Genomic DNA, 23,283 nt, shown 5'->3' with positions numbered 1-23,283 from the left:
GACGAAAAGTGGCGGTGACAGCGAGACGAAGATACGCCATCCGCAACGCCCGACGATCCGTCACTCCGCTTCTGGAACCGGCGTCGCCGGTGGCGTCGCTGAGCAGGAAGGCTGCATATGCTGGAGGCGATCTTCGCGCCGCGATCTGTTGCTGTTGTCGGTGCATCACCTGACCCGGCGAAACTGGGACATCGCATCCTCAAGAATATTCTCGATGCGGGGTATTCCGGTCGCATCTTTCCCATCCATCCGCGAGCAACGCAGATTCTGAACCTTCCAGCCTACCCGTCGGTCGAACAGGTTCCAGAACCGATCGATCTGGCTGTGGTTGTTGTGCCGGCTGCCGTGACGCTGGAAGTGGCGGAAGCATGCGGCAAACGTGGTGTTCGCGGGCTGGTTGTGATCAGTGCGGGTTTCAAAGAGATCGGACCGGAGGGTCGCGTCCTGGAGGAGCGTCTGCTGGAGATCACGCGCCGCTACAACATGCGCATGATCGGTCCCAACTGTCTGGGGGTGATCGATACCACCACGCGCCTCAATGCGTCGTTTGCGGCGCTCTACCCGCATGCCGGGCAGATCGCGTTCATGTCGCAGTCGGGGGCGCTCTGCACGGCAATCCTCGACTGGAGCAGGGTGCAGGGGATCGGCTTCTCGCGCTTCGTCAGCCTGGGCAACAAGGCGGATGTGGATGAAGTCACCCTGCTTCAGGCGTGGGGATGCGACAAGGTGCACAATCGGGTTATTCTGGCATATCTCGAAGGGATCGGTAACGGTGATGAGTTTGTCGCTGTTGCGCGTCAGGTCACGAAGCATATTCCGGTGATTGCGATCAAGAGCGGCGCAACGCAGGCAGGCGCACGCGCTGCGTCATCGCACACCGGCGCGCTGGCAGGCGCTGAGCATGCCTACGAAGCCGCCTTCGATCAGTGCGGCGTGCTGCGTGCGCGCTCGATGCAGGAACTGTTCGATTTTGCGCTGGCGTTTGCGTATCAACCCCTTATTCCCGGAGATCGTCTGGCGATTGTTACCAATGCCGGTGGTCCGGGTATCATTGCCACCGACGCTGCTGTCCACTGCGGGTTGCGGTTGGCGGAACTCGCGCCCGCCACCATTGCGGCGTTGCGGGCAGCGCTGCCATCGGCTGCCAGTGTCTATAATCCAATCGATATCATCGGTGACGCGCGCGCGGACCGGTACCGCGTCGCGCTGCGCGCAGCGCTCGATGATCCAAACGTCGATGCCGTGCTCGTTCTGTTTACGCCGCAGGCGGGCAGCGAGCCGGAAGAAACCGCGCGCGTGATTGTGGAACTGTCTGCCGGGAGTCCCAAACCGGTTGCAACGAGTTTCATGGGTGCGGCAAGCATTGGTGAAGCGTTACGTACTCTGAACGATCATAAGATACCGAACTACCCCTTTCCTGAACGCGCCGTCGCTGCGCTGGGTGCAATGGTAGCGCAGCGGCGCTGGGTTGATCGTCCACCCGGCGAGTATGTGCACTTCGATGTCGATAGGGAACGGGTACGTGCGCTTTTCGCGCGGGTGCGCAGCGAAGGGCGCGTCGAACTTGGCGAACTCGAAGCGCGCCAGGTGATCGAAGCCTACGGGATGCGGTTGCCCCGGTCACTGCTGGCGCAGTCGCCGGAAGAAGCGGCAGAGATCGCTGCGCATCTGGGTTTCCCGGTTGTTATGAAGATCTCGTCGCCCGACATTCTGCATAAGAGCGACATTGGCGGCGTGAAACTCGGCATCCGGGATCCTGACGAGGCGCGTGACGCCTATGAATTGATCGAATACCGCGCCCGCAAGTACAGTCGTGAAGCGCGTATCTGGGGGGTGCTGGTGCAGGAACAGGTGCGCAAAGGACGGGAAGTGCTGGTCGGCGTCAGCCGCGATCCGCAGTTCGGTCCGTTGATTGCGTTTGGGTTGAGTGGCATCTATGTCGAAGCGCTCAAAGATGTCGCCTTCCGGCTTGCGCCTGTTTCGCGTCAGGAAGCGGCAGAGCAGGTACGTTCCATTCGCGCCTTTCCGATCCTGCGCGGTGTTCGCGGCGAACCGCCTGCCGACATCGCCACCGCTGAGGAGATCATCCTGCGCGTTGCGCAACTGGTCACCGATTTTCCTGAGATCGTCGAGATGGACATCAATCCGCTGGTGGTGTACAACCAGGGCGAAGGTGCAATCGTGCTCGACGCGCGGATCATTCTGCGCGGTTGAAATAGAAGGCGCGTGCCCGTGTTCGTTCGGCAAGGAGACAGGCGATGGCTACCCTCTACGTTGCATCGACCGAAACATTTGTCGGCAAAAGCGCCACGTGCGTGGGGTTGCTCACGCGCGCGCAGCGCGATGGATTCAGGATCGGCTATATGAAACCGGTCAGCGTTTCGGTGATCCGCACCGAAACCGGAGTGCACGACGATGATGCAGCGTTCATTCGCGATCACTTCGCGCTGCCTGATCCGCTGGAACGGGTAGCGCCGGTGCTCGTGACGCAGGGGGTGGTCGAACAGATTATGCGCGGGCAGACAACTATCGACTTTGCGCGGCGGTTGCGTGACGCCTATCTGGCTATCTCGCGCGATCGCGACCTGGTGGTGGTGGAAGGCGCCAATACCTGGGCAGAAGGGTCGGTTGTCGATCTCTCCGCCGATCAGGTCTCCGATATGCTGGAAGCGCCGGTTCTGCTCGTGACGCTCTATCGGTCACCGCTCTCGCTCGACGCGATTCTGGCAGTGCAACGCTACCTGGGCGACCGGTTGCTGGGGGTGTTGATCAACGAAGTCGAAGCGCCGAAGATCGACTTCGTGAAGAATCGGGTGGCGCCGTTCCTGGAGCAGCGCGGCGTGCCGGTTTTCGCCGTCCTTCAGCACGACCCGCAACTCGCCAGCGTGACCGTCGCCGATCTGTTCGAGTTCCTGGGCGGGCAGATGATCGGGCGACCGGAGTGGTGCGAGCGACAGGTGGAACACCTGGTGATCGGCGCGATGGGCAGCGCCGCAGCCCTCTCGCACTTCCGTCGTCGCGCCAATAAAGCGGTTATCACCGGCGGCGACCGCGCCGACCTGCAACTTGCAGCACTGGAGACCTCAACTTCGGTGCTGGTGCTGACGGGCAATATCCGCCCGCCCGCGACTGTGCTGGATAAGGCGGAAGAGCAGAAGGTGCCGGTCATCATCGTCGCCGACGACACCCTGACAACCGTTGAACGCAGTGAACGCGTCTTTGGGCACATTCGTTTCAAACAGGCAGCCAAAATCGCCCGCTTTAGCCAGATGCTCGACGAATCGTTCGACTTTGACCGCCTGTATGATCAATTGGGGTTGGTGCGGGTGTGAACGAGGAATAGCCGATAGCCGATAGGAGAGCTTGCCGTGTCATGCAAGCGCAAAGGCGAAGAAAAGGTAAGCGAGGGCAGTTTTCTCAGTTCTCAGTTCTCGGTTCTCAGTTCTCAACAGCGAAAGGAGAAGGTATGGCTGACACAATCATCGAAGCGATCACCGCGCGCGAAGTACTCGACTCGCGCGGAAATCCGACAATCGAGGTGGACGTGTATGTGGAGAGCGGCGATATGGGTCGCGCCATTGTGCCATCTGGCGCATCGACCGGTGCGTTCGAGGCGCTGGAACTGCGCGATGGTGACAAGAGCCGCTACGGTGGCAAAGGAGTGCTGAAAGCCGTTGAGCACGTCAACACCACCATCGCCGAGGCGCTCGAAGGGGAAGATGCCGCCGATCAGGTGAGCATCGACCGCAAACTGATCGAACTCGACGGCACCGAGAACAAAGGGCGTCTGGGCGCAAACGCCATTCTAGGGGTTTCGCTGGCGTGTGCCAAAGCAGCGGCGGCAGCGCACGATCTGCCACTCTACCGCTATCTGGGAGGCGTCCATGCCCATGTGCTCCCTGTTCCCATGATGAACATTCTGAACGGCGGCAAACACGCGCAGAACAGCACCGACTTTCAGGAGTTCATGATCATGCCGGTTGGTGCGCCATCGTTCCGTGAAGCGTTACGTTGGGGCAGCGAAATCTACCAGAGCCTCAAAAAGGTGATCCACGACCGTGGCGGCAGCACCAACGTCGGTGACGAGGGCGGTTTTGCGCCAAGCCTGCCGACAAACGAGGCAGCCCTTCAGATCATCATGGAAGCCATTGAACGCGCCGGGTACAAACCAGGCGAACAGGTGATGCTGGCGATGGATCCGGCGTGCACCGAACTGTACAAAGACGGCAAATATCATCTGGAGCGCGAGGGGCGATCGCTCACCAGCGCCGAGATGGTCGAGTACTGGGATGACATCGCAGCGCGTTATCCATTGATCTCCCTCGAAGATGGGTTGGCGGAGGAAGACTGGGAGGGCTGGAAACTGCTGCGCGCCCGACTCGGCGATCGGATCCAGCTGGTAGGCGATGATTTTCTGGTCACCAACGTGAAGCGTCTTGCGCGCGCCATTTCCGAACAGGCGGCAAATTCGATCCTGATCAAACTGAACCAGATCGGCACATTGACCGAGACGCTGGATGCGATCAGTATGGCGAATCGTGCCGGTTGGACGGCGGTGGTTTCACACCGTTCAGGCGAGAGTGAAGATGTCACGATTGCCGACCTGGTGGTGGCGACGAATGCCGGGCAGATCAAGACCGGCGCGCCAGCGCGCACCGATCGTGTGGCGAAGTACAACCAGTTGCTGCGCATCGAAGAGGAACTGGGTAGCGCAGCGCATTACGCCGGTATGGGGGCGTTCCGCATCAGGCGGTAAATCGCCGACGGTGGGGCGCTGCGGCGCATGACGCCGATACAGTAGGGGCGCTGCGCCGCAGCCCATCTGCGGCGCATGACGCCGATACAGTAGGGGCGCTGCGCTGCAGCCCGTCGGAGCATGGCGCCGCAGCGCCCGTCGGAGCATGGCGCCGCAGCGCCCATCGAGGCAGGGCGCCGCAGCGCCCCTACTCCGTTTGGGCAAGCGCAGAACGAGGCGAACGATCAAGGATCGCCCAGAGGATCGCCGCCAGCAGCAACCAGAGGAGTTGATCGCGCACCCGCAGTGCAAACTCAAGAACCCACTGCGACCCGGTTTGCATCGGCATCACCTGTGCCAGCCACTGAGCCGGTGTGTCGAACACCCACGCCAGTGCATCATTCAACCCGATCTGCATCACCAGGCTCCCGCCAAACGTCCAGGCGACCGCCAGCGATACCGCCAGAACCATCGCCGTCAGCGTATAGACGGTCACGACATACCAGCGACGGGGACGCGGCGCGGTGGAGAAGGCGGCAGACTGCAATGCGATTGCCATCAACTGCGCCGTCAGCACCGATGGCACGTCCCAGCGAAGTTCTTCGCGCAACGTTCGGTCGATCACGCGATTGCGCCGGTAGTATGCGGCGCACGCCGGGCACCTGGCGAGATGATCGTGGAGTGCTGCGTCATTGATTTCCGCATCGGCGTGAAGCGCCAGCAATGCGCGGACTTCATCGCAACTCAACATAGCGCCTACCTCCCTCCAACCGGCGCAGGCAATCGCATAAATGGGCTGAAGGGACTGCTGCCGGTCTCCGGTTGCTTCGGCACAGGCAACGCCCGCGCTGCGGGTGGTTGCTCGCGTTCCTGAAGAATCGCAGCCAATCGCTCCTTCCCGCGCCGAATGTGGCTTTTGACAGTGTTGAGCGGCAGATCGAGGATTTCGGCGATGTCGGTATACTTCATATCCTCAAAGTAGTACAGCGTCAACACCAGGCGGTAATGCTCCTCAAGTTGATCCAGGGCACGTCGAACTTCCTGGCGCAACTCCTGCGAGTCGAGCGCCACTTCCGGATCCGACCAGCGATCGTCGTCGGCAATTGTGCCGATCGCATCGAAATCCTCATCGCTTTCCGGCACGGATACCAGCGGCGCCTGCCGCCCGCGACGACGCAACTCGTCGCGACCCAGGTTGACCACCAGGCGGTACAGCCATGTCGTAAAGCGACTCTCACCATTATATTGTGGTAGCGCGCGGAAGAGACGGATGAACGCTTCCTGCGTCAGGTCGGCAGCATCATCAGGATTTTTCAACACGCTCATCGCAATGCTGTAGATATACTGCTGCTGACTGAGAACGAGGTGCGTCAACGCCTCTGGATCACCAGCCTGTGCGCGCCGGATGAGTTCAGCAGATGGCTCAGCCACCGTTCTACTCCCTCGCAGCGCCGATATGACACACGGCAAACCGGCGCATACAATATACTCAATAGGACATGACGAGTGCAATAATGAAAAGGTTGCAATCGGTCGCGGGGCAGGCGGGTTGGACAGTAACGGTTTGAACGTTCGTGAGGATTACGCCAGCGCAACAGCGCCTGATGTTCCTTACAGGCAGCCTGTGCGAGATGTCTCACCGCAGGTGTTGCCCGATCTGCCTGGCAAAATCACGGAAGTCATCCAATCGATCCAGCAATCCATACAACCGTTCGATCTGGATCGATGCATATTCGTGCACCAGAATATTCCGCAGTCCAATCATGCCGGAGAGAACACTGGCGAGATTGTCATCAAGGTATCCGGCACGATGAAGCAACTCAATGCATTCGGCGTATGTCGCAGGTGTTCCCAGATTCTTCCGGCTTACGACATGACAACTGGTGTCGATGACAATCTGAATCGCTTCGAGAAGACCATACCGCAAAGCCCATTGCAGGTGCAGATCACGGTTGATGGTTTCCAGCGCATATGTCTGTCGGAAACGCTGAAGCTCGCGCACATTCGCTTCAAGTCGCTGCAACCGCGCCTGCATTGCACTCGTTCTCCTTTCCGAACCGACCGGCTTCCAGGCGTTCGTAAAACGCCTGGGTGACCATTGCCCGGAGGAAGGCTGTGTCCAGATACCGCAGGATGGCGCTGGTCTTGAACGACACGAAAGCGTTCTCATCTTTGCAGAACAGCAGGATGCCTTCGGCAATAACGCTGTACGCCAGAGCTGGATTGCGTTCCAGCGCATCGTTCAAAACCAGGAGGTCTACGTCTCGTTCAATAAGGCGCTCCAGGGTTGCTGTAAGCTTTCCTGCCTCCAGCAGCGATAGCGGGGTTGTGACATAGACGCCAATATCCACATCACTCCACGGATGGGCGTGCCCTGTTGCCATCGAGCCGAAGAGAAGGGCAAAGAGGATCGCGTCGTGGGAAGCCAGCAGATCGCGCGCCTGTTCGAGTTGATCTGTCATTGACATAATGCCATCCAGTGTTTGTGCCACTCCGCTCAGTATAGGTGCAGGAGAAAACCGTTGTCAAGCATCTCCTGATCGTTGGAGTCAATGGAACTTCAACGATGCGCTGCACTGCGCGTGCAACACCGGCGCCGCATGGATATGTTCACCATCAAAGACGCTCTCCATCTGGACAATGTATAATGATGCAGGCAGACGCCCGTGTCCGTTGTCTATGACAAAGCCGTGCACCGTATCCAGATCAGGCCACGCGCCTGCGCTCCAGACAGGGTGGTGAGCGGTTTCCCCAGGAGAAGTCTGCGCCGTCTATCCCACAGGTGCGGGTGACCGCATCGATTGTACAAAAGGAAACCTGCGCAAGGAGGCGCATATGGGAATTGCAGCAGATATTGCCATTATCGTCGTTGCCGCACTGATCGGCGGGTTTGTGGCGCAGCGGTTTGGTCAGCCGCTCATTTTGGGGTACATTCTCGCTGGCGTGGTTGTGGGTCCCCATACCGGCGGTATTACCATCAGCAATATCCATGATATCGAATTGCTGGCGGAAATTGGTGTGGCGCTGCTCCTGTTTGCCCTGGGACTCGAATTCAATCTGAACCGTCTTGGTAAAGTGCGCGCTATTGCGCTCGCCGGTACGACGATTCAGATCCTGGTGACGATGGTGTTCGGGTTTGGTGTCGGGCAGTTGCTCGGTTGGCCCGCGTATGAATCGCTCTGGTTTGGCGCAATTGTGGCACTTTCGAGCACCATGGTCATTCTCAAAACGCTGCTGGAGCAGGGGCGGCTCGGTTCGCTGGCAGGGCGCATTATGATGAGCATGCTGATCGTCCAGGACCTGGCGGTTGTTCCGATGCTCATCATCCTGCCAACCTTGCAAGACCCGGCAGCTGGGCTGACGACGCTCGCGTGGGCGGTTGTGCGTGCGGCGCTCTTCCTTGCCTTAATGATCTACGGCGGCACACGCCTGATCCCGGTGGTTCTGCAGCGGATCGCCGCCTGGAATTCGCGCGAACTCTATTTGATCGCAGTCGTTGCTATCGGTCTTGGCGTCGGGTATGCGACTTATCTGGCAGGGCTGTCGTTTGCGTTTGGCGCATTTGTTGCCGGGATGGTGCTAAGTGAGTCGGAGCACAGTCATCAGGCGCTCAATGACATCGGTCCGCTCCGTGATCTGTTTGGCTTGTTGTTCTTCGTTTCAATCGGTATGCTGATCGATCCGGCGTTCCTGATCGACCATCTGGGAATTGTGTTGCTGGTGGTTGCGCTGGTTGCGTTTGGGAAAATGCTGATCTTTGGCGTGATCTCGCGCGCTTTTGGATATACTGATGGTATTCCGATCCTGGTTGGGCTGGGCATGTTTCAGATTGGCGAGTTTGCCTTCGTGCTGGCGGAAGTTGGTCTGAATGCCAGCGCCATTCGTCAGGAAACATTCACCCTCGTTCTGGCGACGGCAGTTGTGACGATGGTGTTGACGCCATTCGCGGTGCGTGGCGCCGATACGCTGTCAGCGCGTCTGCGACGCACCCGCGCTACGCTCGAAGCACACCTGGCTGCGGAACAGCCATTGCGTGATCATATTATCATTATCGGCTACGGGCGCGTCGGACGGTATACCGCCGAAATCCTGCAACAACTCCAGTTGCCGTGCGTGGTGATCGATCAGGACTACAATGCGGTCGAGCGGGCGAAGAAGGCAGGGTTGCCGGTGATCTACGGCGATGGCGCCAGTCCGGTCGTGCTGGAAGCGGCTGGTCTGATGCATGCGCGCCTGGTGCTGGTCGTCGTCGCCGGGGGGGTCGATGTTGAGCAGGTAGTGCGTCAGGTGCGCCGGTTGAATGCAACCGTGCCACTGGTTGCGCGTGCGGCGAATGTGGCGCAGATCGAAGAATTGCAACCGCTTGGGGTGGACGAAATTGTGCAACCGGAGTTCGAGGCGGGCATCGAAATGGTGCGCCAGGCGCTGTTACGCTGCGATGTGCCGCCGGAGGCGATCGATACGTTGAGCGATGCCGTGCGCATCCAGGGGTATCGTCCGCTCCGTTTGCCGGGGCAGGAAGAGGTGTTGCTGCGGCTGCTGCGTCAGTCTGCCGCAGCGACCAGTCTTGCCTGGATGACGGTCGAAGCCGGGTCGCCGCTCGACGGAAAGACGATAGGGGAGAACCACATCCGCTGGCGCACCGGCGCCACCATTGTTGCTATCGAGCGCGGATCTGCGGTGATTGCCAATCCCGGCGCCGAAGCGCTTCTGCTTGCTGGCGACCGGCTGGCTGTGTGGGGAACGCTCGAACAGCGCCGGGCGGTGCATGCGCTCTGCACGAAAACGGACGCAGTTGGGGTGACGCAGCAGGTCCCCCTTCGCGCGCCGGTCGAAATTGATGCGTGTTGAGAGGCATCCTGCTTAACAATGGCGCCCAGGAACGACGCGTATCCTTCGCCGTGTGCATTCCGTCCCTGCCGCTCACAACGGCTTCAACCCCGCCTCAATCCGGGCGCGGTGCGGCTCCAGAAATGGCGGGAGCGCCAGACGCTCGCCGAGGTGCGCCGGATCCTCATCGGTGGCAAAGCCGGGACCGTCGGTCGCGATCTCGAACAACACGCCGGGTGACACGCGGAAATACAGCGACCGGAAGTAGTAGCGATCAATCACCGGCGTCGGGCGCAGTCCAAGCGACGTCAGGCGCTGCTGCCAGTGCAGGTGTGTCTCATCATCGGGGACGCGAAAGGCGACATGGTGAATGCCGCCGATCCCCACCTGCGCAGGTGGCAGATCGGGATGGATCACAACGTGCACTTCCGCGCCAGGACCCCCTTCCCCTATCGCAAAGACCAGGACACGCCGTTCCAGGTTATCCGTCTGGATGTACTCGCCTGCCATCCGCATGCCGAGCGCCTGAGTGAGGGTGTTCGCCAGCGGCTCAGGTTGACGTGCAATGATCGTGATCGAGAAGAGACCGCGGATCGCATACTCTGGCGGCACGGGACTATCGCGCCATGGCGCGCCGCCTGGTGCGCCGTCGTCGTCCACCAGGATCAGACGCTGACCTTCGGGATCGGTGAACGCGATGGCAGCGCGCCCATCACGCTCGATGATCCCGCTGTGGCGCACGTTCAGGTTATCGAAGCGCTGCACCCACCACTCCAGCGCTGCGCGTCCCGGCACGCGCAGTGCAATGTCGGTCAGGCTGCCGATGCCGGGTACGTTGGGACCGGCGTGGGGCCAGTCGAAGAAAGTGACCTCGGTTCCCGCACTGCCGATCTCATCGCCGTAGAAGAGATGATATGCTGATACATCGTCCTGATTGACGGTTTTCTTGACCAGGCGCAACCCAAGAGTCTGCGTGTAGAAGTGGAGATTCAGGGATGCGTTGCCGGTTACAGCGGTCACATGGTGCAAACCTGTGAGATTCATGATCACATTCTTCGTGTTTCTCGATGTGTATAATTATGGTCTTTGAGTAAATAATCCGCCATAGCCCGCGCAGGCGGGCTTTGCATTCCATAGCCGAGGGCTTCAGCCCCACGGCAAGGGCGCATACCGGATGTATTTCTCAATCTCCATCATTACGACTCAGAACTGTGCATGGATTGAAGTTTCGCGCCATGGTTGGACGAAGGCAGCGCCTTCGTCCACTCTTCGGACATCAGGTGCATCGTCGTCGACGCGAGCATGCGTCTCTGGCGCTATATCACGCCGCTGCGCTCCAGCAGCGCCATCACGATCTCGAAGACGATCAGCAGCACGATAGCCCATTCCAGCGCCGCTGCGCGCTCCGAGTCGGCGTCGGCGTGGAGCATGGCATACGTCTCGCGCAGGAGCGCCAGTTTATGATCGACCCCGTCGCGCCAGACACGCACACGCAACACGCCGAGCGCTGCGCTGTAGAGACGGTTCCAGTAGACATCATCGGTGACTTTGAGCGCGTTGTCGATCTGTTCGGTGACTTCGGTAACCTCGGCGACCAGACGTTGCACATCGCTGAGCAACTGACTGTAGCGACGCACGAGCGGCATCGTAAAGTGGCGTTGCGCCTGCGCGATCCGGCGATGAACTTCCGGCAGGCGCGCGTCGAGCGCCGCATCGTAGGAACGGATCAGTAAGAGTTCGACATTCGCAAATGCGATGATTTCTGCGGCAGTTGCAGCCGCAGCGGCGTCGGGTTCGATCAACAGCGCGCCATTCCAGCTCAGAAGCGCCAGATCGTCAAGGTAGTAACTGATCGCTGTCACCAGGCGCGACGCATCGGCACTGAGCGGACGGCGCTCGCCGAGCAGTGTGGCGCGCACCACCGGATGATCGGCCAGGTCGGCAACGGTGCATGGCGGGTCGAGTCGATCCACAATGAGCACACAGTAGTCTTCAACCACTGGCGAACGTTGCGGGCGGGAGATTGCCGGGCGAATGAGCATCTCCAGATCATTGAGCGCAGTTGCGATGCGTCCGCTAAGCGCTGGCGGCAATTCCTGCACTGCAGCGAACAGCGTGGCGGCGTCTTCCCATGAGAGCGGTACGGCGGGGCGCATCTCAACCGCCATTTCGACCGCTCCCAGGTCGTAGACGACGGCGCGTAGCACACCCTCAAAAGCGGTATCAGCCAGCAAAACCGTCAGTGAACCGAGGTCGATCCGCAAGGGCGGCTGCGCAATGCGGATACTCTCGGACTGACGCGCGCGCAACCGGACGCGCCGTTCCGACGGGTTGTTCAGGCAGCGTTGCGCATGATCCAGATCGATGGCATCGCCAATGTCGAAGAACTGGTAGATCGTCAGCGTTGCGGACGCAATCGCGGGCAGAATCCGCTGTCTGTCAGTTGTTGCAGGATCGAACGTTGTCTGTTGGTGCTGCATATCTGTATATCCTCGTGCTTAGATCCTATCCGAAAAACTGTAACCTTTTCGCCTGCGGCGTGATTGCCGTGCGTGCCGCCGGGTTATTCGGATAGGCTCTAAGACGTGGAAGTCCGACGGACTGGTCTACAGGCGAGCGGGATGCGCCCCCTCACGCCCGCGCAGGCGGGCTTCCCGCCTGCCAGCCGCGACTTCAGTCGCCAGGCGGCGAGCGGAACCACCCTGTCGCACCAGGTTCGTCGTTCCGACACTCGAAACAGTCATGTGACCCGGTGTGCCAAGAGCCTATCCGCAAAACTGTAACCTTTTCGCCTGCGGCGTGATTGCCGTGCGTGCCGCCGGGTTATTCGAATAGGCTCTTAGCGAGGATCACGCCATTCTGTGCGTTGTTCGAACCAGATGATTCCTGCAACCATCGCCATACCAAGCATCGCTGCGGCGACATACGCATCCAGCGCGCGCGCCTGCGAGATATAGACCGCCACCATACCTGCTGCGCATCCCAGCAGGTAGCAGATCAACACCGCTTCGCGTCGTGTCAGACCAAGTGCGGTCAGGCGGTGCGAAACATGATCCTTGCCAGGGGTGGTCAATGGGTTCTTCCCCCGCCGCAGACGGGAGACAAAGACGAGCGAGGTGTCAAAAATCGGCACTGCCAGCACACAGACCGGCACCAGCCAGGTGATCCACGGGACATTCGACGGGAAGCGTAGTTTGATTGCCAGCGCAGCCAGCAGAAAACCCAGAAAGAGCGATCCTGCGTCGCCCATGAAAATGGTGGCCGGATTGAGATTGTAGCGCAGGAAGCCGACGCACGCGCCGATCAGGGCGGCAGCCATCGCGCCTACCAGGTACTGCCCGCTCATAGCAGCCAGCAGCAGGAAATACGCCGCTGCAACGGTCGTCACTCCGGCTGAGAGACCATCCATATTGTCGAGGAGATTGAGCGCATTCGTGATACCAACTACCCAGATGAGAGTCATTGCCCAGTTCATCCATTCTTGTGGAAAGAGGCGCACCTGGGTGCCGCCGAGGATCAGAATGGCGCCTGCCAGCGCCTGCCCGCCCAGTTTCAGGTAAGCGTTCAGTCCCCAGCGGTCGTCTGCCAGCCCGAAGAGTGATACCAGTGTTGCGCCGAGCAGAATGCCGATCAGTTCGCGCACATACGCCCGATCGCCGAACAGGATGAGTGCAACCACGAACGCACTATAGATTGCCGCACCACCGAGCAATGGCACCGGCACGAGTTGCAGTTTACGCGCGGCAGGCGCATCGACCACGCCGGTGCGGAGCGCCACTCGCCGCGCTACAGGCGTCGCCAGGGCGGAAAACAGCAGCGCCGTGATGAAGATCAGGAGGATTTGTGCCATTGTATCACCTGTGTTCGGAGTTGTCGGGCAGGAGGCTACATCATCGCTTGCGAAAGATAAGAGTTTGTAACTCGTATACGATACTATAAACCATACCACGCTTTGTTGGAAGTCAGGATGTAGGCTCAGTCTGTGCTGAGCCAGACTGTTGCTGGAAAGGAGAAATGCATGGTCACGCCATCCATTCGGCATCCATCGCTTGCGCAGGTCGTCTTCCCAGGCGTCTCCTGGTTGCGCGATCTACTGCTCGTCGTCGGGGGAGTTGTGTTTGTTGCGCTGCTGGCGCAGATACGGATTGTGCTGCCGTTTACGCCCGTGCCAATTACCGGTCAAACGCTGGGGGTCATCCTGATCGGAGCAACGTATGGCTTTCGCCTGGGTTTTCTCACCCTGGCAGCCTATGTGGTGTCGGGTGTTGCGGGACTGCCAGTGTTCGCGGGCGGCGCTGCGGGCCTGGCGCGCCTGCTTGGACCAACGGGAGGGTATCTGGTGGCATTTCCACTGGCTGCGGCGCTGATGGGCTGGATGGTGCAGCGTTTTGGCGTTGACCGTCATCCGCTGTGGATGGCTGGTTCAATGGCGCTCTGCTCGATCCTCATCCTGGGGTTGGGTTCGACGTGGCTGGCAATCGTGCTGCAGACGAGTATGGCTGATGCGCTCGCAAAAGGTGCGTTCCCGTTCATCCCCGGCGATCTGGTGAAGATGGCGATCGCTGCACTGCTTCTGCCGGGCGCCTGGCGGCTTGTGGGACGCACCGACAGGAGTGAGAAAGGTGGTTCGCAGGAGTAAAGAGTAATCTGCATGCCCGTGCGCCTTTGCCTTCATCCCCCAACCCCCTTCTCCCACAAGGGGAGAAGGGGGAGTTTGGTCGTTCTGATGCCTGAAACGGGAGATAGCGCGCTGACGATGAGATGGCGAAAGGCGCTGCTATCCAACCCCGCAGAAGCGTAGCGCCGTCAACGCCAGTGTGCGCGTCGCGGTCTCCAGGTCGGCGATTGCGACGCGCTCATTGGGGCGATGCGCATCGCGCACATCCCCCGGTCCGAACAGAATGGTCGGGGTGCGCCCGTCGTGAACCAGTAACCGCATGTCGGCGCCGTAGGTCATGCCTTCCAGGGTTGCCGGTACGCCGGTGATCGCTGCGAATGCTGCGGCGGTCGTTTCAACCAGGGGATGGTCGAGCGGCGTGCTTGCCGGGGCGAACTGACCTCCCCACCACTCCAGATGCGGTAGATGCTCACGAAGCCAGGGGTCTGCCTGGGCAGCGTGCGCAACAGTTTCCTCCAGCATCCGCCGCGCTTCTGCCAGGTTTTCACCCACCGCAACGCCGTACCGTCCTTCAGCAACCAGGGTTTCGGCGACGGTCGATGCCCATTCGCCAGCGCGCACCACGCCGATGCTCAGAGCGTAGGGCGTGGTGTAGCGGGCGTAGAGACGGCTGACCGCATCGTCTCTGCGCCGCGCTTCGGCGTTGCGCCTGGCTTCAAGATCCATCAATGCCCGGTAAAGAGGGATGAACAGTTCAATCGCGCTGACTCCTTCTTCACGCACACAGCCGTGCGCCGCAGCGCCGGGTACGGTCAGGCGAAAGTTGAGCGCGCCCGCCTGTGCCGGCGCAATGCACAGTCCGGTCGGTTCGACCACAATCGCGCCATCACCGGTGTGACCGCGCAGCACTGTGGCAAGCGTGCCGCACCCGCCATCTTCCTCGCCAATGACGCTCTGGATCAGCAGACGCCCCTTCAGGCGAACACCGGCGTCACGGATGGCTTTCGCGGCAAACACTGCGCAGGCCAGCCCCCCCTTCATATCGAGCGCGCCACGTCCGTACACAAAGCCGTCAGCGATTGTCGTCCGCCAGGGTGGAAAACGCCAGAGCGCCTGATCACCAGCCGGTACAACATCGACGTGTCCGTTGAAGATCAACGTCGGTCCTTCTCCCATTCCCAGCATTCCAACGACGCCCGATCCGCGCTGACGTTCCACCTCTGCCGAAAATGACGGATGACGACGCAACGTGTCGAAGTCGATCTCCCAGACATCCATCTCGAACCCCTGGCGTTCCAGGAATGCCGCAACATACTCCTGCGCCGCCTGTTCGTCGGGTGATCCGTCGAGGCTTGGAAGAGCGACCAGATCGCCGAGAAACGCCAGTAAGCCGTCGGTATCGATGGCATCGATAACGGCGCGTTCGAGTAGATGCATGCCGGTCATATGGTTACCCTCGCAAAATCGGACGGGTCAGACATGTCGCGCCCCCCTCTGCCTTGAGTGAGATTTCGTTGCCGCAGTAGGTCAACACCTCACACCCTGCTGCTTCCAGGCGCTGCTTCGTCAGAGGGTTGTTTTCGAGCATCAGACACTGACCCGGCGCCAGCGCCAGCACGTTCGGTCCCATTGTTGGAAACTCGGAGTCGGGAACTTCGACCAGGCGAAACCCGCGGCGGTGCAATTCCTGGTAGAACGGCACGGAGATCAGCGGCGGGTAGACGACTGCCAGACGTTCATCGACGATACTGATGAGTGAAAGGAGGTGCAGGCAGGCCTCCGGTCCGTGGTGGTATGGAAGTTCCACCGGCAAGGTGCGGATGCCAGGCGGCGTCAGGGCAGCGGTCAACTGGCGAAATCCCTCGGCGTTGGTGCGGAAGCCTATCCCGACGGCAAGGGTTTCTTCGTCGAGCCAGAGCAAATCGCCACCCTCGGCGAGCGCTGCGCCATCGAGCCTTGCCAGGATCGGAATATCGAGTTGAACGAAGCGCTGCGCCATCGCCTCCTCTTCGCCGCGCCGCAGGTCTTTACCCATGCGCAGAATAATTGCGCCAGCATGGGTGACAATTGCCGGATCGAACACGAAGATGGAGTCCGCTCGCCCGGGCAGCGGAATATCGTGGTACAGCACCTCGACTCCGGCGCTGTGCAGGATGGCGACCAGGGCGTCGTGCTCGTCCTGGGCGCGTTTCAGATCGGGGCGCGCTGTGTAGTGCCAGCGTTGCGGATCCGCTTCACCGAATGACTCATCCGGGCGCCGCACCAGTACACGGCGGAGCGGCGCGATCATGCTTTGAGCGCCGTAGAGTCGCATCTCTGGAATATCCCCTTTCCAATCTGTCGTGTGCCAGCATACCACACGCTGTCAAGCGGAAGATTGTTGGATTCTCCGAGGGCGGTTTTTGGGCTGCACAGGCTGGCTGGAATGTAACCACCAAAAACAACTGACACAAACCTGGGATATGCACCGTCTACTGGTGTTTATTCACCTTCCACGCCGGTTGCTATGGAGCGCAGGTGTTCTGCCCGCGCGGGGCGGTCGATGGCGTGATGCCTGCGCTACCGTGATGGGGCGCATCGCCGCATGCGGGCGAGACGCTGGCGCACCTTAAGGGGCGACATGGAGAGACTGACGGAGAATTCAGTCGCATCGCTGGGTGCGGGCGAGACGCCCGCGCACCCTGGCACGTGTGCGTCCTCGAACCGTTCCAGCGTGCCAGGAACATTCCAGAACGACGAATGGCGATCTGGCGAGAATGCACCTATCGATCAAGATTTGATACTATTGGTGCGTCTCCTGGCTGTGCTGTTCTGATGCCAGTTCGTCGGGGTGCAGACGAATATCGAGGCTGCGTCGCTCGATCTCGCGGCGGAACTCGCGCCGCAGTTGCGCTGCTTTCCAGCGCCGCTGCTCGACAGGCGTCGTGGGTGTGAATTTGGGAACGCGGTGTGGTCTGCCGTGTTCGTCAACCGCTACCATTGTGAAGTAGCAGGTCATCACATGACGCTCACTGCGCGCCTGGATGTTTTCCGCCATGACCCGGATGCCAACCTCCATCGAACTGGTGCCGGTGTAATTGATCGACGCCAGAAATGTCGCCAGCTCGCCGACATAGAGCGGCTCGTGGAAGACCACCTGGTCAACCGAAACTGTAACCACATATGAGCCGGAGTAGCGCGCGGCGCAGGCGTATGCCACCTGGTCGAGCAGTTTCAGAATCGAGCCGCCGTGCACCCGTCCGGCGAAATTCGCCATATCCGGCGTCATCAGAACAGTCATTTCGATGCGACGGTAGCTGTGATCTTCGTCCATACCGATGACCTCCCCGGTTTCGTATGGAAGGGCGCTCATACCTGGCTCTGCTGTGTATCATAGCAATGCGAGATACGAGGAACAGTCAGGGCGCCGTTCTGTGTGACCGGTATCCAGGCAGGCAGATGATCTTCTCAAAACAAAAGAGCGGAATGGAACCTAACGTCCCAGCAATCGATCGCGCAGGCGCTCGATGGCGCCCGGCAGAGCGTACTGCGCATATGGGTCGCCTGGTGCGCCGATGCTGACAGAACTGGCGTCGAGCGCATAACGCTCAACCTGATCCGGCGCGAAGTCACGGAATGCCCATGCCAGACCGAGGAGTTGCGTTTCAGGAATATCGGTAATGACAAAACCGCGCAACGCTCCGGTCAGCGCGGCGATGCTCTCAATCTGTCCGAGAGTGTTACGTTCACGCACCTGGTTGAGCGCGGCGATAATCACCGTCTGCTGGCGCTTCATCCGTTCCCAGTCGCTGTCCATGTGCCGGATGCGCGCGTACATCAAGGCGCGCCCCCCATCCATGTGCTGGATGCCGGGACGAAAATGCGCGACAGTGTATCCGTAATCCATGGTTGGATAGAGCGGATCGTAGAGTTCGACCGGTACATCGATGGTAACGCCGCCAATGGCGTCGATTGCGCCGATGAAGCCGGTAAAATCGACGATGACCGTGTAATCGATGGGAACAGAAAGAAACTCGCTGACTGTGCGGCGGGTGAGCGCGATCCCGCCTCCGAGCGCGGGATCCAGGTCACCATAGACCATTGCTGCGTTGATCCGCGACCATCCCCATCCGGGAATCGGCACAACCAGGTCGCGTGGTAGCGAGAGGAGCGCAATGCGTCGACGCTCCGGTTCGATCCGCGCAATGAGAATTGCATCGGCGCGTGAAGGGAACGTCTCACCCGGTCGTCGGTCGATTCCCAGCAGAAGGACGGTGATTGCCTGACCTGCTGGCGGGGCGCGTTGATACCCGTCGGGCAGTATGGGAAGCGGAGCAAGCGCTGGCGTCGGCGCGCCTGGTCGATAGTCAGGTCGGAGCGGAATGGGTGTGATCGTTGGCAAAACCGGCGATGCTGCAACGATGGTTGGCGATGGTTCCTCTGGAGTAACCGACGCAGGCGGCATCTCGTCTGACGCGGCGGTTGGCGTCGTCGGCGCTGTGGTTTCTGCAACTGTCGCAGTCGCCGGAGGAGTGGAGGTCGTCGAAGTTTCTTCGGAAGCCCAGGCGGGGGGAGGCAGTGTCGGCGGAATGAGTGTCGCCAGTTCGGTCGGCAGTGTTCCCGGTGACGATCCTGCCAGGGTCTGCCCGGCATTTCCCGTCATTGCGTCCATATGACCAAGAATGGCAGCGAATGCCACCGCCATCCGACCCACGAAGATGAGGGTCAGCACAGCGGCAATGCCCGTCAGGGTCAGGCTGATCGCGCGGATCAGGCGGATCGGATGCGGCGATCGCCTGTGATCTGCCGATGGCGGCAACGTGTGGCAGGGTGGCGTGTCCAGCAACGTGGCAAGCAATGTGTCATTCTGCTGCGCGCGGTATGCGCGACACGCCGCGCAGCGCGCCAGGTGAAATCCAAGCGCGCGACGTTCGGGTCGCGTTGAACCGGGAGAGACGCCCCAATCGATCAACTGGCGCGCTTCACGACACTCCAGGGTCTGGCGATCCATACCACCCCGACATCATTCTTCAATCACCCGGCTTCACTTTACAATTATGGCATACTCGGCTAGAATCGCACTGCACAGCAAGATAACACATTCGTAACACAAATGAAACTGATTGTCCAGATCCCCGTGCTTAACGAAGCCGAGTCGATCGCGCGCGTCCTCGCCGACATCCCGCGCGATATTCCCGGTGTTGATAGCGTCGAGGTGCTGATCATCGACGATGGTTGCACCGATGATACCATCGCTGTCGCACTGGCGCACGGCGCCGATCACGTGGTGCGGCACACCAGTCGCAAAGGGCTGGCGACCGCGTATCAGACCGGCATCGATACGGCGCTCCGGCTCGGCGCCGATATTATTGTCAACACCGATGGCGACAATCAGTATCCGGGGTATGAGATTCCGCGCCTGGTCGCCCCGATCCTCGCCGGTCAGGCGGATATGGTGATTGGGGATCGCCAGATCGAGAATAATGCGCACTTTCCACCGCTGAAAAAGACCCTTCAGGTTATCGGGAGCGGCGTGGTGCGCTGGGCGTCTGGCACCAATGTTCCCGATACGGTCAGCGGCTTCCGCGCACTGTCACGCGAAGCGGCGCTGCGTACATTTGTGACCAGCGATTTCTCGTACACGGTAGAGAACCTGATCCAGGCGGGCAAGCGTCGTCTGACGATCCAGACGGTGCCGATTGCAACCAATCCGGTGCGTCGTGCGTCGCGGCTGCACACCGGCAACTGGAACTTCATCAAGCGCCAGGCTTCGACGATTGTGCGCACCTATACGGCATATGAGCCGCTCAGAACGTTCACGTACATTGCGCTTCCTTTCCTGATCACAGGCGTCATTTTTTTAGGGCGCGCGCTGTACGTGTATGTCATGCGCCAGCTCGTCAACAACTTCCCGCAGGATAATGCCCAATCGCTGGCGGTTGGCAGCACGGCGCTCATTCTTGGCTTCATCATTTTCCTGATCGGACTGCTGGCAGACCGGATCGGCGGGACGCGGCGGCTCATCGAGGAGGTGCTCTACCGTGTTCGCTCCCAGGAAATCGATGACCTGGCGTGGCGGCGTGAGGTGCGGACGCGTCTCGATCAGATCGAGCAAAAACTGGCGGAGGAGCGAGAACTGAGAACTGAGAACTGAGAACCAGGAACCAGGAACTGAGAACCAAGAACCAGGAACTGAGAACCAGGAACTGAGAACCAGGAACCAGGAACTGAGAACCGGGAACCAGGAACTGAGAACCGGGAACCGGGAACCAGGAACTGAGAACTGGGAACTGAGCGTCCTGCTTTTCCCGTCTGTGTGGGTTTTGCAATAGTGACTTCGCTGCAAAAACGCACCGCCGAGACGCCGAGTAACTGTGTTGCTTGTCAAGGGGCGCTCGTATGCACAGCCGGATCCCAGGGCTTTTGCTGACGCAATATTGCGCCGAGAATAGTCAGCAGCTTGCGCATCGCAGCGACGATGGCGACCTTGCGCGGCTTGCCAGCTTGACACAGGCGCTGATCGAAGGCGCGCCTGACCAGACGGCGCCGCGTGGCCGCCAGGGTCGCCATGTACAACACGCTGCGCCCATCCCTCCTGCCGCCGGAGATATGCCGGGGTTTGTGCTGTGCGCCGCTCTGATTGGCATACGGCGCAACGCCCACAACGGCCGCCGCTTCCGTGCGATTGATGGTCCCCAGTTCGGGCAGGCGGAGCAGCAGGTTCAGTGCGGTGATCGCGCCGATGCCGGGCACGCTGTCGCGCAGCTCCCGTTTCCGGCGCACCTCGTCGGTGCGCTCCGCCTCGTTGTCGCGTTCCTGCTCAAGCGCACGGATCTCCTGATCCAGCCAATCAATATGCTGCTGGATGCCCGGGCGGAGGTTCGGCGCGGCAGCCGTCAACCGATTGATCTCAGCCGTCCGCATCTGAATCAACTGCTCCCGCCGGACCAGCAGGTCGCGCAAGGATGCGCGCTGCTCGTCCGTCGCTTGGTGGTGCGGCGGGCGCACCCGTTCGGCAAAGCGGGCGAGCAACCGGGCATCCAGGCGGTCGGTCTTCGCCTGGCGTCCTTCCGCGTGCGCCAGGGCGCGCACGCGGCGTGGCTGCACCCGCGCCGTCGGCACGCCAGCCTGGAGCAGTTGGGCGAACACCATGCGCTCCAGCCCGCCGGTCGCCTCCAGCACAATCAGGGTCGGCTGCAGGCGCTGGAGTCGCGTGACCAGGAGCTGGACACCTTCGTCGGTAGACGGTATCGTCTCGCGTGGCGCGTGCGGGTCGGCGCCAAACGCCACATCCAGCGTCTGTTTGGAGACATCAATGCCGATAAAGAGCGACTCACGGGAAGCCATACACAGAACCTCCTGAGGAAAACGGCGCCAGCCTTGCTAGCATATGCGGGTTTGAGGGCCCAGATAACTGTTCGGCTTGGTCGCGTTGAAGGACACGGCTACCCAACACTCCGCGGCGATCTCGTGAACCTGGCGCAGAACGGTATACCGTGTCCCGTTAGATTATACTAGTAACGCGGAGGGGCAAGGGGTATTACGCATTCGCGGACGCATTGACGCTTGTCTGTACGTGCCGCAGCGCGCGACGCTCGCTTCCTGCGGGGCGTTCTCCCTTCTGGGAGAACTGCAATGTGCCGAAATACATTTCGGCGTACTTCTCTCGTAGACCGAAATGAATTTCGGGCGCTGCGTGGTGGGCATGACTCCGGGAGTGTTCAACCTTGTCCGTTGGGTTCAATCGCTGTGAGAACTGCTATAAATGCTCAATCTTCATCAGCCCGACGGCATGCGGGCGGGGACGCCCGCGCACCCAGGACGCGCGTGGTTCAGTCACGCCGCCTGTCGCTCTAAGCGGTGCGAACGCCATAGCCCACGCAGGCGGGCTTTGCTGCGGATAGCCGAGGGCTTTAGCCCGACGGCTTGCGGCGCATACCGGATTAAGCGCTCAATCTCATTTCGGTCGCCGCGAGGGATGCGCGATTCCGGGAGTGTTCAACTTCACTCATCAGCCAGCACGCCTCCGGCGCCAGCGGAAGCGTGCAACGTGTTTCATTACGTCCTCTTTAAGAGCGGTACCGGTCGGGCGGTTACCCTGGAACGATGGAACGGACGCCGTTATGACTCCACCTGTGCAGGTTTTCGATCACGCTCTGGGTTTCTGCTTCCCGATGCTCAGTTCTCCGGTTGTACAGCAGGAGCGATACGCTGTGCAAAGTGCTTGATGAAGCGCGCCGTCGCCAGCGGACGTTCGCGTTGCGGGAGGTGACCGCAATGTTTAAGCACGCGCGTATACGGTTGGGACAGATGGTTGCAGAAGAACTCGAAGGAACCGGGTGGCAGGAAGCGATCACGCTCTCCCCACAGCAGCGCGGTTGGCGTCGGCACCTGGCGCAGTTCGTCAGCGTTCAGGAAGTCATGCTCATCGGTGGCACTGATAAAGTCGCGCACCACCTGCCGCGCAAAGAGATTGATCATGCCGCGCGCGCTGAGTTCTCTGACCGGCGGCGGAATTGCGCCGAAGACCATCCGCGCCACCTGCCGCGCCTGATGCGCATCGGCTGGCGATAACAGTTCGATGAACGGGTCCCATGAGCGATGACCGTCCAGCAGCGCCCCGCCAGCATTCATCAACACAACGCCACGCACCATATCGGGGTGCGTTTCCGCAACCCGTATTGCGATCCACCCGCCCATCGAATTACCGACGAGCAGTGTCGGTCGGGCGATGACATCGCGCACAAAAGCGCTGACAATCGCGGTCATATCGGCGATCGAGGCGAACGATTTCCCCGGCGGCAGGCCCGAGAGACCATAGCCGGGCAGGTCGATCAGGAAGGCATCGTGGCGGCGAGCGACGAGCGGTGCAACCAGGCTCCAGGTGACGGCGCTATCGCCCATACCGTGAATGAAGAGCACCGGCAACGGCGCCAGCCGGCGACATGGTATCAGATAGTAGTGGATCGGAACCCCGTTGATGCGCCGCGTCTGTTCGAAGGCGCCCAGGCGCTCGAGTGCGTGGCGCGCCAGCCCGTCAACCAGCGGCACCATCGCGTAAGAAAGGGGATCGAACAGGCGCTCGACTGGATCAGGAAGATGACCGGCCATTGACATCTCC

The 23,283-nt window shown here is 60.6% G+C and carries 20 protein-coding genes; 6 read left to right on the top strand and 14 right to left on the bottom strand.

The window, feature by feature from the left end:
* Window positions 1–117: 117 nt before the first annotated feature.
* The 3 genes from acs (at window position 118) to eno (ending at window position 4,756) form a co-directional block, all read left to right on the top strand.
* Entirely contained in the window at window positions 118–2,214 is a 2,097-nt protein-coding gene (acs, locus tag ROSERS_RS23295) for an acetate--CoA ligase alpha subunit (protein ID WP_011959202.1), read from the top strand.
* A gap of 44 nt (window positions 2,215–2,258) precedes the next feature.
* Complete coding sequence (locus ROSERS_RS23290; RefSeq protein ID WP_011959201.1) at window positions 2,259–3,332, top strand: phosphotransacetylase family protein; 1,074 nt, start codon at window positions 2,259–2,261, stop codon at window positions 3,330–3,332.
* A gap of 134 nt (window positions 3,333–3,466) precedes the next feature.
* Window positions 3,467–4,756 carry a phosphopyruvate hydratase gene (eno, locus tag ROSERS_RS23285; RefSeq protein ID WP_011959200.1) on the top strand — a complete coding sequence of 430 codons (1,290 nt, stop codon included), beginning with the start codon at window positions 3,467–3,469 and terminating at the stop codon, window positions 4,754–4,756.
* A 187-nt stretch (window positions 4,757–4,943) separates the two neighbouring features.
* On the opposite strand, the gene ROSERS_RS23280 is transcribed toward eno, so the two are convergent.
* The 4 genes from ROSERS_RS23280 to mntA all read right to left on the bottom strand — a co-directional run bounded on the left by ROSERS_RS23280 (window position 4,944) and on the right by mntA (window position 7,203).
* A complete protein-coding gene (locus tag ROSERS_RS23280) occupies window positions 4,944–5,486 on the bottom strand; it encodes an anti-sigma factor family protein (RefSeq protein ID WP_011959199.1) in 543 nt (180 codons plus the stop codon).
* Between the two features lie 5 nt (window positions 5,487–5,491).
* Window positions 5,492–6,166: an RNA polymerase sigma factor gene (locus ROSERS_RS23275; protein WP_011959198.1), complete on the bottom strand. Its 675-nt coding sequence runs from the start codon at window positions 6,164–6,166 to the stop codon at window positions 5,492–5,494.
* Between the two features lie 205 nt (window positions 6,167–6,371).
* Window positions 6,372–6,770, bottom strand: coding sequence for a type VII toxin-antitoxin system HepT family RNase toxin (gene hepT / locus ROSERS_RS23270; RefSeq protein WP_011959197.1), 399 nt, complete (start codon window positions 6,768–6,770; stop codon window positions 6,372–6,374).
* Complete coding sequence (mntA, locus tag ROSERS_RS23265; protein WP_011959196.1) at window positions 6,745–7,203, bottom strand: type VII toxin-antitoxin system MntA family adenylyltransferase antitoxin; 459 nt, start codon at window positions 7,201–7,203, stop codon at window positions 6,745–6,747. The genes hepT and mntA overlap by 26 nt, the downstream gene beginning before the upstream one ends.
* A gap of 367 nt (window positions 7,204–7,570) precedes the next feature.
* Here mntA and ROSERS_RS23260 point away from each other — a divergent pair, with 367 nt between their 5' ends.
* Window positions 7,571–9,586, top strand: coding sequence for a cation:proton antiporter domain-containing protein (locus ROSERS_RS23260; protein ID WP_011959195.1), 2,016 nt, complete (start codon window positions 7,571–7,573; stop codon window positions 9,584–9,586).
* 72 nt (window positions 9,587–9,658) lie between these two features.
* Here ROSERS_RS23260 and ROSERS_RS23255 read toward each other — a convergent pair whose 3' ends face one another.
* From ROSERS_RS23255 to ROSERS_RS23245, 4 genes are all read right to left on the bottom strand, one after another.
* Window positions 9,659–10,609 (bottom strand): ring-cleaving dioxygenase, encoded by a 951-nt coding sequence (locus tag ROSERS_RS23255; protein WP_011959194.1) that lies wholly within the window; start codon window positions 10,607–10,609, stop codon window positions 9,659–9,661.
* Between the two features lie 272 nt (window positions 10,610–10,881).
* Complete coding sequence (locus ROSERS_RS23250) at window positions 10,882–12,045, bottom strand: hypothetical protein (RefSeq protein ID WP_011959193.1); 1,164 nt, start codon at window positions 12,043–12,045, stop codon at window positions 10,882–10,884.
* A gap of 126 nt (window positions 12,046–12,171) precedes the next feature.
* Window positions 12,172–12,309: a hypothetical protein gene (locus ROSERS_RS26350; RefSeq protein ID WP_157041206.1), complete on the bottom strand. Its 138-nt coding sequence runs from the start codon at window positions 12,307–12,309 to the stop codon at window positions 12,172–12,174.
* 95 nt (window positions 12,310–12,404) lie between these two features.
* Entirely contained in the window at window positions 12,405–13,415 is a 1,011-nt protein-coding gene (locus ROSERS_RS23245; protein WP_011959192.1) for an MraY family glycosyltransferase, read from the bottom strand.
* Between the two features lie 168 nt (window positions 13,416–13,583).
* Here ROSERS_RS23245 and ROSERS_RS23240 point away from each other — a divergent pair, with 168 nt between their 5' ends.
* On the top strand, window positions 13,584–14,204 hold the full coding sequence (locus ROSERS_RS23240; protein ID WP_011959191.1) for a biotin transporter BioY: 621 nt from the start codon (window positions 13,584–13,586) through the stop codon (window positions 14,202–14,204).
* A 138-nt stretch (window positions 14,205–14,342) separates the two neighbouring features.
* Here the strand turns inward: ROSERS_RS23240 and ROSERS_RS23235 are convergent, their stop codons facing one another.
* The 4 genes from ROSERS_RS23235 to ROSERS_RS23220 all read right to left on the bottom strand — a co-directional run bounded on the left by ROSERS_RS23235 (window position 14,343) and on the right by ROSERS_RS23220 (window position 19,173).
* A complete protein-coding gene (locus ROSERS_RS23235; protein WP_011959190.1) occupies window positions 14,343–15,629 on the bottom strand; it encodes an ArgE/DapE family deacylase in 1,287 nt (428 codons plus the stop codon).
* A gap of 4 nt (window positions 15,630–15,633) precedes the next feature.
* Window positions 15,634–16,497: a dimethylarginine dimethylaminohydrolase family protein gene (locus ROSERS_RS23230; RefSeq protein WP_011959189.1), complete on the bottom strand. Its 864-nt coding sequence runs from the start codon at window positions 16,495–16,497 to the stop codon at window positions 15,634–15,636.
* A 468-nt stretch (window positions 16,498–16,965) separates the two neighbouring features.
* The gene (locus tag ROSERS_RS23225) at window positions 16,966–17,496 is read right to left on the bottom strand and encodes an acyl-CoA thioesterase (RefSeq protein ID WP_011959188.1); all 531 of its coding nucleotides are present in this window, start codon (window positions 17,494–17,496) and stop codon (window positions 16,966–16,968) included.
* 159 nt (window positions 17,497–17,655) lie between these two features.
* A complete protein-coding gene (locus ROSERS_RS23220) occupies window positions 17,656–19,173 on the bottom strand; it encodes an LCP family protein (protein WP_011959187.1) in 1,518 nt (505 codons plus the stop codon).
* A 102-nt stretch (window positions 19,174–19,275) separates the two neighbouring features.
* On the opposite strand from ROSERS_RS23220, the gene ROSERS_RS23215 reads away from it, so the two are divergent.
* Window positions 19,276–20,316 carry a glycosyltransferase family 2 protein gene (locus tag ROSERS_RS23215; protein ID WP_011959186.1) on the top strand — a complete coding sequence of 347 codons (1,041 nt, stop codon included), beginning with the start codon at window positions 19,276–19,278 and terminating at the stop codon, window positions 20,314–20,316.
* A gap of 230 nt (window positions 20,317–20,546) precedes the next feature.
* On the opposite strand, the gene ROSERS_RS23210 is transcribed toward ROSERS_RS23215, so the two are convergent.
* Both ROSERS_RS23210 and ROSERS_RS23205 read right to left on the bottom strand, forming a co-directional pair.
* On the bottom strand, window positions 20,547–21,509 hold the full coding sequence (locus ROSERS_RS23210; RefSeq protein WP_011959185.1) for an IS110 family transposase: 963 nt from the start codon (window positions 21,507–21,509) through the stop codon (window positions 20,547–20,549).
* Window positions 21,510–22,340: 831 nt separating this feature from the next.
* Window positions 22,341–23,273, bottom strand: a complete 933-nt coding sequence (locus ROSERS_RS23205; protein WP_011959184.1) for an alpha/beta fold hydrolase — start codon at window positions 23,271–23,273, stop codon at window positions 22,341–22,343.
* Window positions 23,274–23,283: the final 10 nt, after the last annotated feature.

This window comes from Roseiflexus sp. RS-1 (assembly GCF_000016665.1).
Taxonomy (GTDB): Bacteria; Chloroflexota; Chloroflexia; order Chloroflexales; family Roseiflexaceae; genus Roseiflexus.
This window is presented reverse-complemented; position numbering and strand designations above follow the sequence as displayed.

What these genes read in the sequence shown, in the direction of transcription:
- ROSERS_RS23255 (WP_011959194.1), bottom strand. Translation starts at nt 10,609, where the DNA reads ATGAATCTCACAGGTTTGCACCATGTGACCGCTGTAACCGGCAACGCA.
- ROSERS_RS23230 (WP_011959189.1), bottom strand. Translation starts at nt 16,497, where the DNA reads ATGCGACTCTACGGCGCTCAAAGCATGATCGCGCCGCTCCGCCGTGTA.
- ROSERS_RS23245 (WP_011959192.1), bottom strand. Translation starts at nt 13,415, where the DNA reads ATGGCACAAATCCTCCTGATCTTCATCACGGCGCTGCTGTTTTCCGCC.
- mntA (WP_011959196.1), bottom strand. Translation starts at nt 7,203, where the DNA reads ATGTCAATGACAGATCAACTCGAACAGGCGCGCGATCTGCTGGCTTCC.
- ROSERS_RS23225 (WP_011959188.1), bottom strand. Translation starts at nt 17,496, where the DNA reads ATGGACGAAGATCACAGCTACCGTCGCATCGAAATGACTGTTCTGATG.
- eno (WP_011959200.1), top strand. Translation starts at nt 3,467, where the DNA reads ATGGCTGACACAATCATCGAAGCGATCACCGCGCGCGAAGTACTCGAC.
- hepT (WP_011959197.1), bottom strand. Translation starts at nt 6,770, where the DNA reads ATGCAGGCGCGGTTGCAGCGACTTGAAGCGAATGTGCGCGAGCTTCAG.
- ROSERS_RS23210 (WP_011959185.1), bottom strand. Translation starts at nt 21,509, where the DNA reads ATGGCTTCCCGTGAGTCGCTCTTTATCGGCATTGATGTCTCCAAACAG.
- ROSERS_RS23235 (WP_011959190.1), bottom strand. Translation starts at nt 15,629, where the DNA reads ATGACCGGCATGCATCTACTCGAACGCGCCGTTATCGATGCCATCGAT.
- ROSERS_RS26350 (WP_157041206.1), bottom strand. Translation starts at nt 12,309, where the DNA reads ATGACTGTTTCGAGTGTCGGAACGACGAACCTGGTGCGACAGGGTGGT.
- ROSERS_RS23290 (WP_011959201.1), top strand. Translation starts at nt 2,259, where the DNA reads ATGGCTACCCTCTACGTTGCATCGACCGAAACATTTGTCGGCAAAAGC.
- ROSERS_RS23260 (WP_011959195.1), top strand. Translation starts at nt 7,571, where the DNA reads ATGGGAATTGCAGCAGATATTGCCATTATCGTCGTTGCCGCACTGATC.
- ROSERS_RS23250 (WP_011959193.1), bottom strand. Translation starts at nt 12,045, where the DNA reads ATGCAGCACCAACAGACAACGTTCGATCCTGCAACAACTGACAGACAG.
- ROSERS_RS23205 (WP_011959184.1), bottom strand. Translation starts at nt 23,273, where the DNA reads ATGGCCGGTCATCTTCCTGATCCAGTCGAGCGCCTGTTCGATCCCCTT.
- ROSERS_RS23215 (WP_011959186.1), top strand. Translation starts at nt 19,276, where the DNA reads ATGAAACTGATTGTCCAGATCCCCGTGCTTAACGAAGCCGAGTCGATC.
- ROSERS_RS23280 (WP_011959199.1), bottom strand. Translation starts at nt 5,486, where the DNA reads ATGTTGAGTTGCGATGAAGTCCGCGCATTGCTGGCGCTTCACGCCGAT.
- ROSERS_RS23240 (WP_011959191.1), top strand. Translation starts at nt 13,584, where the DNA reads ATGGTCACGCCATCCATTCGGCATCCATCGCTTGCGCAGGTCGTCTTC.
- ROSERS_RS23220 (WP_011959187.1), bottom strand. Translation starts at nt 19,173, where the DNA reads ATGGATCGCCAGACCCTGGAGTGTCGTGAAGCGCGCCAGTTGATCGAT.
- acs (WP_011959202.1), top strand. Translation starts at nt 118, where the DNA reads ATGCTGGAGGCGATCTTCGCGCCGCGATCTGTTGCTGTTGTCGGTGCA.